Annotated in this window: 5 protein-coding genes and 1 pseudogene; 2 read left to right on the plus strand and 4 right to left on the minus strand. The window is 57.5% G+C overall.

Features of this window, described 5'->3' with window-relative positions:
- Nucleotides 1-506 precede the first annotated feature (506 nt).
- A complete protein-coding gene (locus tag NKJ73_RS31795) occupies nucleotides 507-926 on the plus strand; it encodes a hypothetical protein (RefSeq protein WP_352572261.1) in 420 nt (139 codons plus the stop codon).
- A 69-nt stretch (nucleotides 927-995) separates the two neighbouring features.
- Here NKJ73_RS31795 and NKJ73_RS31800 read toward each other — a convergent pair whose 3' ends face one another.
- The 3 genes from NKJ73_RS31800 to NKJ73_RS31810 form a co-directional block, all read right to left on the minus strand.
- Nucleotides 996-1,538, minus strand: coding sequence for a DUF309 domain-containing protein (locus NKJ73_RS31800; protein WP_352572263.1), 543 nt, complete (start codon nucleotides 1,536-1,538; stop codon nucleotides 996-998).
- Nucleotides 1,539-1,976: 438 nt separating this feature from the next.
- The gene (locus NKJ73_RS31805; protein ID WP_502905417.1) at nucleotides 1,977-2,363 is read right to left on the minus strand and encodes a hypothetical protein; all 387 of its coding nucleotides are present in this window, start codon (nucleotides 2,361-2,363) and stop codon (nucleotides 1,977-1,979) included.
- Nucleotides 2,364-4,105: 1,742 nt separating this feature from the next.
- A complete protein-coding gene (locus NKJ73_RS31810; protein WP_352572266.1) occupies nucleotides 4,106-4,294 on the minus strand; it encodes a hypothetical protein in 189 nt (62 codons plus the stop codon).
- 354 nt (nucleotides 4,295-4,648) lie between these two features.
- Here NKJ73_RS31810 and NKJ73_RS34390 point away from each other — a divergent pair.
- A pseudogene (locus NKJ73_RS34390) lies at nucleotides 4,649-4,840 on the plus strand (hypothetical protein); the annotation flags it as partial.
- Nucleotides 4,841-4,922: 82 nt separating this feature from the next.
- Here NKJ73_RS34390 and NKJ73_RS31815 read toward each other — a convergent pair.
- A partial coding sequence (locus NKJ73_RS31815; RefSeq protein WP_352572268.1) for a thioesterase domain-containing protein occupies nucleotides 4,923-6,000 on the minus strand: 1,078 nt, incomplete at its 5' end.

Consider the following 6,000-nt stretch of genomic DNA (forward strand, 5'->3'; position numbering starts at 1 on the left):
TCTTGCGACTTCGCAACCCACACCAAGGGTTGATCGGTGGAGGAAAGCCGATGCATGTGCAGCAAGTGCAGCTTTGGGATTGCCGAGCGCTTGCGAGTGCAATCTGTGCCCGGCCACCCAGACATCCGGCATGCGGACCATCAGCAGCATAATCGAGTCGCAGGTGACCGATTCAAAAAATGCGTTGGACGGGTCCGATTTACACGGGAACATGCGAGCATGGACAAGGTGGCGGCCATCTTCATTGCATTTTGAATGTTTTGCGGCTTCGCGATGGGCCTAATAAAGGCGACTGCGTGGGCGATATGGTCGTTATGGCGGTCATGCTGACGGCAAGACAATAGATCGGGAGCCTGGGCCTAGGCTCCGGCGGTGAGCCGTTTAGTCGGGGCTTGGCCGATAGCAACGTCTTCGAAAACCGTTGGAAAATGCGTGGGGGCGGGTGGACGAAAGCGTGCGATCGGCCTAGACGACATTCGCACTCCCCCAAATCCGCCGAGAGCACTATGAAGCAGCAGCGACCTTTTGTCGTCGAGATGAAACAGAAGCGTGGGCTCATGAAGCGGCCACAGTCAATCTGGGGCGGCATCGACCTGGCCGCCATCGCGAACGATATCGCGGAAGCGAAGACTAAAGGTGCGATCGCTGAAGCGCTGATTCTTCCTTGTGAAGATATCGGTTCTCGGCCCATGGCCGCCGTTGGTGAAGCGGTACCCGACGCCAAGGACGTGATCATGCCCGACGGATCGCTTCCTAAGCAGCCGACGGTTGAGGAAGCGCCGGTTCCGAAGGCATCGAACCCACCGACTGAAGACAGACGGACCCGCCAGAAAAAGCGGTGGGAGAAAAATGTTGCTTTGCCGAGAGGTGAACGATGGAAGCGGCGCCTGCCATGGGTGCTCCGCCAGCGCCGGGCTGTGCCGTAGGTCAACCGCACCAGGATTGAAGCTGCCCTTGTCGAACTGTCCATGACGGGCCGGCAGTGCACTTGCCTATCAGACGCCCTCGGATTTAGGGGCGAGAATGAAATCGAAAACGGGCTCAGGCTGGCCAGGCATCGGCTCTCGCAAAACAGCCGGTAAAGTTGTGGCCGTTTCGGCGTGTACCGCGAGCGCGGCAGGTGTCATTCCGAGTGCGGCCTCAAAGGGCCGGCTCGGCAGAGGCGCCACCCGACGAAAAAGCGCTGCAGCTCTCGCCGCATGGCGCGCGGCAGCGACCCGCTTTCCCTCGCGGATTTTCACCCCGGCCGCCGCCAACAGGATCAATCCCTTGAAGAAAAGGCGATGCTGAGTGCTTTGTTTCGCAGCGTGCCAAATAGGCTCCCAAGCCTCATGGGCTTCCCAGTAATAGCCGTGATTGAAAAGGTCGATACCCCATCGGAACCCGTTTGAGCTGAGTGATTCCTCGACGGCAACAACGGTCCCCGGGTCGCTTTGGTAACTGTGACCCAGCGGGTCGCGAACCGGATGCGGATGTTTGCCAGGCAGGTATGCGTAGCCCGGGAAATTCTTTTCGGGTAGCAAGCGACGACGTGACATAGACCCCAGCAATCATGAAAGCACGTCGATGACAATTCATGTCATGGAATCTGATGGGACACCGCCCTGCATTGGCTGCTGGGTCCTTTCATCCCTGAGATTTCAGCCTCCGCCGTACACGCACCACGCCAGACGTCTTCGGTGGCAGAGGCCGATAGCGCTTGACCATCTTGAAGCCCGACTACTCGCGCACCGAAGACTGACGTGCTCTGCGAGCAGCAAGCCCGGTCGTAGGGCCGAAGGCGATGCCAGGGTAGTTCGGATCGATCTCCGCCCGGAGCCAGTCGCGCCGGCGTTCAACGTGAGCAGTTTGATGACGGGAACGAAGCCGGATCTCGCTGCGGAGCGGCTGCTGCCGGCGGGGATTCGTGCGCCTGGTGCCTCATCGCCGCCGCGCCATCTGCTTAGCCCGCAAGGTAGGAAGCGGCGCTCAGCCGGCTAGAAACGGGCGAAGTGACCTGAGCTCCGAAGCTTGGCTAGCAGGATGATGGCCGTTCCGCGGTGGTCAACCCTCGCTTGTTCACTCAGCGGAGACGCATCCCAGGCAGCCAATTCTGCCACCAAAAGGGCGGTGTCCCCGTTTACAGACGGGCATCTAAGTTGTCCGTTCTTGTCCATCACGATTATTGCTGTGCCGGTCACGCCATATCCAATCGCGGCCATCCGCTGAGCGCAGATATCGCCGTCGACACGAACATCGAAAAGAACCGATCCTGCGGTTTTCTCCGCAGCGTCAGCCACACGATCACAGAACGGCCGATGCAGGCCTTCGATATTGCCGAGTGACTTCTCAAACAACGCCAATTCAACATGCTCCGCCACCATGGCTGCGAAAGTGCGCCGGCTGGCGCAATCGGCAATAGGCCAGGGCTGACTATGCACACACCAGCCGCCCTCCCGATGCCTTCATCGCAACTGCGCTCCTGGCCGGCGCTACTTCGCTTGTCCGCGGCATGCCCAAGCCGTTGCAGCGCTCCTCAAACAGATTGCGCATGACATCACAGCCGAAGATGGCCAATAGGACGACCTTGTAGTATCCCTTCATTCGTCCTCCCAAGCGCCGCCATTCTTTTCCATAAGCGTTTCGGCTTGCCGGAAATTAGGAATCCGCATGGCTTTTCGGTTGGGTGTTGGCAGGAAGACTTATGCGCGGGCGAGGATGGATCAAGGCGTTGCGTCAGGACGACGCTCGGCAAGTGCGTGCGCATTGCGGAACTGGAGCGCGATCTCATGGCGACCAAATGAGGAGTCTCGGAATTATTCTTGGACGACTTCGCGAGTCACATTCTTCCTGCCAGTCGAACCGGCAGATTGCGAATGCAGTGGCGAGTATATGTCCGCGATTTAGCGGAACGACTGTCCCGTTTTTGCGAAATGCGCACTCACTCAGCGGAGACGCATTCCACGCAGCCAATTCCGCCACCAAAAGGGCGGTGTCCCCGTTTACCGACGCGCATCTAAGTTCTCCGTTGTTCCCCAACACGATTATTGCTGTGCCTGTTACCTCAATCGACCGTTCTGCGATCGTGTGGCTGACGCTGCGGAAAAAACCGCAGAGTCGGTTCTGTTCGATGTTCGCGTCGACGGCGATAGCTGCGTTCAGCGGATGGCTGCGATTGGATATGGCGTTTAAATCCTAACGGGATTCAATAATCCCTGTGGGACGGCACGTCCTGTGTCCTGCAGCGCGTTGTTGAGCGCATGGCCCATATAGCGGATTGATGATGGTGAAGGCCTCGGGCTCTCCTCGGCTCCGGCACCGGCACGGAACGTGTCGGCCGGCACCGCAAAGGGCGTTCGGCCGGCCGGAGAGAGGTCGAGGCAGCAAGCATTCCCAGTGGGGAAGTCAGGCTGTTTGGCTGTCGCATCCACGAAAGGTCGCGCCCCAGAAACTTGATTGCCAGTCAAATCTTGTTTTCTCGACGCTTCACGAATTAGCATTGGATGCTTCGCTGTTGGGCGTGAAGGAAGATAGGCTGGGGATGGCGCGGCCCGAGCTAACCCACAAAGCCTTCACACGATGCAGATAAGGCACGGGACCTCGTCGAAAGTGTCGACAGGCTGGCTGGCGTTGCTCATGACTGAGCGGAAATAGAGCACGGCAAGACGGTGGAGACCATCGCGCTCGACAACAAGAACAATTCTCCAGAGGCGATCATCATTATCGATCCGGCGGTCGGGAGGCCTGGTCGGCTTAGCGGGGCTACGACGATGCGACATCCAACAGATATGCGGCATGACTCGGTCAAGGTCGGTGCTGGAATTGCCGCCCGAAAATGGAGTCTTGGCCCAGGAATCGAGCCGCCATCGCGGACGTTGCACCGAAGCAGAGCCGGCACTGTCTCAAGTCCGGATGGCGAAGTGCGCAGCCGATGAAAGCTGCGGCAGTTGAGGACGCGTACAAGCCGTATATGATGACGACATTCGGGGCGCCACGGAGGCGCTCCGCGTTCCTATCGCTCGAACCATGGCCATCGACGAATACGACAGACCATCAGGTCCGCCGCGCCTTAGCGATAGATGAGTCGCAGCTTCGCCGTGCATAGCGTGATCGCGGAAATTTGCATTTACGCGCTCCCGTCCGTTTCATTCTCCTCATCGATTTCGCGCACGGGCAGATAGGCGTTCGTTTCCAGCCATTCCCGCAGCACGATCTGAATGAGGTCCGCCCGGCCGATTTTCATTTCGGCAGCAATGGAGTTGAGAGCGTCCTCGGTGGCCGGTTCCAGCGGCACGCCGGCGACGTTTCTGAGCATCAATGCCGCGCGCCGCAAGATGATCAGATGATCTGCAGATCCGCGCGCGAAACGTGTGTCGCTTGGCAGTTAATTATGAGAATGGCTTGTCAATGATTTCAGCAGGTTAGCCATACACTTAATCTGAGAATCTACACTTAATTTGATAATCGAGCCCGGCCATTGGCTTAATATGAGAATCAATGCCAGCAACTTGCCGGCATCGCATTTGCCGAAGGTGCGTGTGAAATTCAAAGGAAGCACGGCCTTCAGGCCTTCACGATAATGCGATGGCATTTAATTTGAGAATCCGAACTTCCAGGTTCTCAAATTAAGTGCCAATCCTGACCGAAACGACTGCATTCTTACGGTTAACTGCCAAGCGACAGCATGGTCAAGAAGCAGCAGATGCGCTGGTCTCTCCACGGTGCTCACATGCTGATGCAGGTTCGGACAGCCGAGATGAATAGGGAACTTCGCGACCGACTGCGGGCACGATTTCGAGCACCAGAGCAGAGCGTGCCCTCACTATTCAAGCCCAAACCGCCCCTACTGTGCGCTGCGTAACCCCGGAGGAGTTACCGGTCTCTTCGACGCCCTCCATTGCCAAGCAGTTCGAAATCCTCGCCGCATGAGCGCCGCCTGACGCTCAACCTGCCTTTGCCACCTCAGCTGGAGTTTGCGACGAAACCCCCGGTGTTCTACGTGAATTGATTAAAGCCATCGAAATGGCTCGAGCCAAAACCCGACGGTTTTCTGGAATGGTCACCATGGTCAGGTGGTCGCCAGGAATCGGCACGGCATAAATAGGCGCCGCACTTAAGATCCGGTCCCACCCCCGCATGGGCGAAGTTGCGTTTGGATCTATTGAACTCTTGGCGCGTGCGCCACGAAGGGGGCGAATTTCAGTGGCATAAAACTGATGTATTCCAACTGGCAGGGAAGGAGGTTGGTACCCCTGCAACGCCCCGTGGAACCGAGCGATTTTTTCATACATCATCACTTCGTCTCGGAGATCGCCTTTTGAAGGGATCGCTCCAATTTGCTGCGCCTTTTCAAGCAGCTGAGCAATCGAGCTTTGTTCAGCGAAGCGTTCAAGCTCTGCGAAGCACTCATCTTCCAACGATTCGAGGCGTTCCAGAACCAGTTTGTTGACCACCTGGATGGGCGATATGCTCGAGCCATTTGCAGGTAGCGTAACATCGATGAACGCCATGAATGAAACAGCTTCGCGTAGCCTCAACAGGTGCTGCCCAATTGCGTAAGCCAAGATCCCACCTGATGAGTATCCCGCGAGGCGATAAGCCCCCAACGGCTGGATCTCTTTCATCACTTCGATTGCCTGCGCGGCTATTTCTTCGAGAGTTGGTGGATAAAGTTCATCGAAATCCGGCCATGGCACCGCATAGACGGGACAGTCTATGTCCATTTCGCTTGCCAATTTGGCGGCATAGGAACAGTCTCCCAACCCTGTCGGAAAAAAGAAGAGCGGCAACTGCGATCCCGCCGGACGAATGGAAATCACTCCCGGATTACTTGGTTGTGGTTCCCGATTGAGCTTCGATGCAAGCTCCTTCAGAATGGGTGTCCGGAAGAGATCGCTGGCGCTAAACTTCAGTCCGAGGTTTGAAGCTCGACTTAGCAGCTGCACGGCCAACAGCGAGTGGCCGCCGAGCTCGAAGAAGTGGTCGTGGCGCCCGATGCGCTCGAGGCCGAGCAGCTCTTGC

The sequence above is a fragment of the Mesorhizobium sp. M0074 genome, assembly GCF_040322975.1.
Classification (GTDB): Bacteria; Pseudomonadota; Alphaproteobacteria; order Rhizobiales; family Rhizobiaceae; genus Mesorhizobium.

What these genes read in the sequence shown, in the direction of transcription:
- NKJ73_RS31795 (WP_352572261.1), top strand. Translation starts at nt 507, where the DNA reads ATGAAGCAGCAGCGACCTTTTGTCGTCGAGATGAAACAGAAGCGTGGG.
- NKJ73_RS31800 (WP_352572263.1), bottom strand. Translation starts at nt 1,538, where the DNA reads ATGTCACGTCGTCGCTTGCTACCCGAAAAGAATTTCCCGGGCTACGCA.
- NKJ73_RS31805 (WP_502905417.1), bottom strand. Translation starts at nt 2,363, where the DNA reads ATGGTGGCGGAGCATGTTGAATTGGCGTTGTTTGAGAAGTCACTCGGC.
- NKJ73_RS31810 (WP_352572266.1), bottom strand. Translation starts at nt 4,294, where the DNA reads ATGCTCAGAAACGTCGCCGGCGTGCCGCTGGAACCGGCCACCGAGGAC.